This window comes from Butyricicoccus sp. (genome assembly GCF_050872565.1).
Lineage (GTDB): Bacteria > Bacillota > Clostridia > Oscillospirales > Butyricicoccaceae > Butyricicoccus_A.
Genome location: NZ_JBNMHC010000264.1, coordinates 1 through 3,198, shown reverse-complemented (window position 1 = coordinate 3,198; position 3,198 = coordinate 1). Strand labels below are relative to the sequence as shown.

The following is a 3,198-nucleotide window of genomic DNA, read 5'->3' as shown; positions in this document are numbered from 1 at the left end:
GAAGCTGATGTCGCAGCCCTCCAGCTCAACCAGCATAATCATGGCGAACAGATCGCCGCCCATGATGTTCTGGCGCACGTCCACGATGTTGACGTTGTGTTCAAACAGAGTGTTGGAAATCTTGGCAATTACGCCGGTGCGATCCTTGCCAGCTACAGTTAACATTGCACGCATGTGTCTTCCTCCTAAATGTGGGGTGGTGGGAAAGTGTTTTGTATCAAATCTCCTCCAGCACCGAGACAATCACGGCGTTGGAAAGGAGAAAACCGTCCTCGGTGAGAGACCATCGAGAGTCGGTATGATGAACATATTGTTTGGGCAGAGAAGAGAGAACCCGCTGAACGGGCGTGGGGTCTGCCGAAAACTGTTTGGTGTAAAAATCTGCGTCAAAACCGGCAGAAGTCCGGAGCGACAGCATGATATACTCTGCGGCGCGGTCAATGTCGCGCTCGTCCTCGCGCTGCGGCTGGGCTTGTCCGCGCAGCCACGCGGACAAATCGCGCGGAATTTCATAGCGTTCTCCGGCAAAATCGCCGTGTGCGCCCGGGCCAAAGCCGAGATACGGACTTTGTTTCCAGTAGCGGCTGTTGTGCCGACTGGCGAAGCCGGGTTTGGCAAAATTCGAGATTTCATAGTGCGCAAATCCAGCGCGGCGCATCCGGTCACAGACCGCCAGATACATGTCCGCCTGCGTGTCCTCATCCGGCAGAATGGGATGCTGTCTACCGAGCGGTGTGTGCTCTTCCAGCGTCAGCCCGTAGCATGACAGATGCTCCGGCTGTAACTCCAGCAGCGCATCCAGAGAGCGAATGAGCTGCTCCATGCTCTGGTTGGGCAGGGCGTACATGAGATCAACGCTGAGATTGGCAAATCCTGCCGTTCTCGCGCGGAAAAAGGCGTCGCGTGCCTGCGCGAATGTGTGAATGCGTCCGAGTGCTTGCAGCTCCCGATCATCGGCGGACTGGATGCCCATCGACAGCCGATTGACACCGGCTTCGCGGGAAACCGTGAGAAACTCATCCGTCATCGAGTCGGGATTGGCCTCTACGGTGATTTCCGCATCGGGTTCTACATCGTAATTGGCAGCAATCGCCTGCAAAATCTGCGCGATGCGCTGTCCGCCGAGCAGGCTCGGCGTGCCGCCGCCGAAATAAATCGTGTCGATGGAAAAATCTCGACAGACGGCAGATTGCTGCCGGATGTCTTGCATCATCCGCTCTGTGTAGGCGTCGCGCTGTTCCAGTTTGCCGGACAGCGAATAAAAGTCGCAATAACTGCATTTTGCCGCGCAAAACGGCACGTGAAGATACAGACCGAGCTTATTCTTCATCCAGCTTGAGTACAGCCATGAAGGCTTCCTGCGGAACCTGTACCGAGCCGAGGGCACGCATTCGCTTTTTGCCTTCCTTCTGCTTTTCGAGCAGCTTTTTCTTTCGGGTAATATCGCCGCCGTAGCACTTGGCAAGAACGTCCTTGCGCATCGCCTTGATGGTCTCGCGGGCGATAATCTTGTTGCCGATTGCCGCCTGCACCGGAATTTCAAACATCTGGCGCGGGATATTCTCCTTGAGCTTTTCGACAATCTTTCGTGCCCGCGCATACGCCTTGTCCGTGTGGACGATAAACGACAGCGCATCGACCGGATCGCCGTTGAGCAGCAGATCCAGCTTGACCAGCTCAGACTTGCGGTAGCCGATCAGCTCGTAGTCCAGAGAAGCATAGCCGCGGGTACGCGACTTGAGGGCATCGAAGAAATCATAGATAATTTCGCCGAGCGGCAGCTCGTAGTGCATCTCTACGCGGTCGGAGTCAATGTACTCCATGTCTTTGTAGATGCCGCGCCGCTCCTGACACAGCTCCATGATGTTGCCGACATATTCGCTCGGCGTCATGATGCTCGCCTTGACATACGGCTCTTCTGCATAGTCCAGCGTTGTCGGGTCAGGATAGTTGAGCGGATTGTCGATATATTCCTCTTCGCCGTCCGTGCGCTTGATTTTGTAGATAACGCTCGGTGCGGTTGTGATGAGATCCAAATCATATTCGCGTTCCAGACGCTCCTGGATGATCTCCATGTGCAAGAGACCGAGGAAGCCGCAGCGGAAACCGAAGCCCAGAGCCACGGAGCTTTCCGGCTCAAAGGTCAGAGAGGCGTCGTTGAGCTGCAATTTTTCCAGTGCATCGCGCAGATCCGGATACTTGGCGCCGTCTGCTGGATAAATACCGGAAAATACCATCGGCTGTACCTTGCGGTAGCCCGGCAGGGCTTCCGGTGCCGGATGCTCTACGCCGGTGACGGTATCACCGACGCGGGTGTCCGTGACATTTTTGATGGACGCGGTGAAGTAGCCAACTTCACCGGCAGCCAAACCGTCGGCAGCCGGTTCCAGCGTCAGCGGACGCATGTAGCCGGTTTCCACGACCTGAAATTCTGCGCCGGTTGCCATCATTTTGACCTTCATGCCCGGACGAATCGTGCCCTGCATGACGCGGATATAGACGATGACACCGCGATAGGAATCATATTGGCTGTCAAAAATCAGTGCCTGCAGCGGAGCATTGGCATCGCCGTCCGGTGCCGGAATATCCGTGACAATGCGTTCGAGCACCTCTTCGATGTTGGTGCCCATTTTCGCAGAGACTTCCGGTGCATCCTCTGCCGGAATGCCAATGACATCTTCAATTTCGTGCTTGGCGCGCTGCGGATCTGCGCTCGGCAGGTCAATTTTGTTGACGACCGGCAGAACCTCCAGATTGTTCTCGATGGCGAGATAGGTGTTTGCGAGCGTCTGCGCTTCGATGCCCTGCGTGGCATCGACAACGAGTACAGCACCTTCACAGGCTGCCAGAGAGCGAGATACCTCGTAGTTAAAATCGACATGACCCGGGGTGTCAATCAGGTTCATCTGATAGGTCTTGCCGTCTGAGGCCTCGTAGTCCATACGGACAGCGCGGGCTTTGATGGTGATGCCGCGCTCGCGCTCCAGATCCATACTGTCCAGCAGCTGGCTTTCCATTTCGCGCTGGGTGACAGTATGGCATTTTTCCAGCAGGCGATCTGCCAGCGTGGACTTGCCGTGGTCGATGTGCGCGACGATGGAGAAATTACGGATTAGGGATTGATCTTTCATGCATATCTCCTTTCCACCGCCTTTTGCCGCGGCGGATGTGTGCAAAGTAAAATCGGACAAAATACCG

The 3,198-nt window shown here is 55.8% G+C and carries 3 protein-coding genes; all 3 read right to left on the bottom strand.

All coding sequences use genetic code 11. The annotated features are described in order from the left end of the window. On the bottom strand, nt 1-165 hold a 165-nt coding region (locus tag ACR0P9_RS09790; protein ID WP_432619663.1), incomplete at its 3' end, for an ACT domain-containing protein. Nucleotides 166-217: 52 nt separating this feature from the next. Then, nucleotides 218-1,330, bottom strand: coding sequence for a radical SAM family heme chaperone HemW (gene hemW / locus ACR0P9_RS09785; RefSeq protein ID WP_432619661.1), 1,113 nt, complete (start codon nt 1,328-1,330; stop codon nt 218-220). Then, a complete protein-coding gene (gene lepA / locus ACR0P9_RS09780) occupies nt 1,320-3,131 on the bottom strand; it encodes a translation elongation factor 4 (protein ID WP_432619659.1) in 1,812 nt (603 codons plus the stop codon). Before lepA ends, hemW begins: the two co-directional genes overlap by 11 nt. Nucleotides 3,132-3,198 lie beyond the last annotated feature (67 nt).

Bases quoted from the DNA above. Each gene is read 5' to 3' on its own strand.
- hemW (WP_432619661.1), bottom strand. From the start codon at position 1,330: ATGAAGAATAAGCTCGGTCTGTATCTTCACGTGCCGTTTTGCGCGGCA.
- lepA (WP_432619659.1), bottom strand. From the start codon at position 3,131: ATGAAAGATCAATCCCTAATCCGTAATTTCTCCATCGTCGCGCACATC.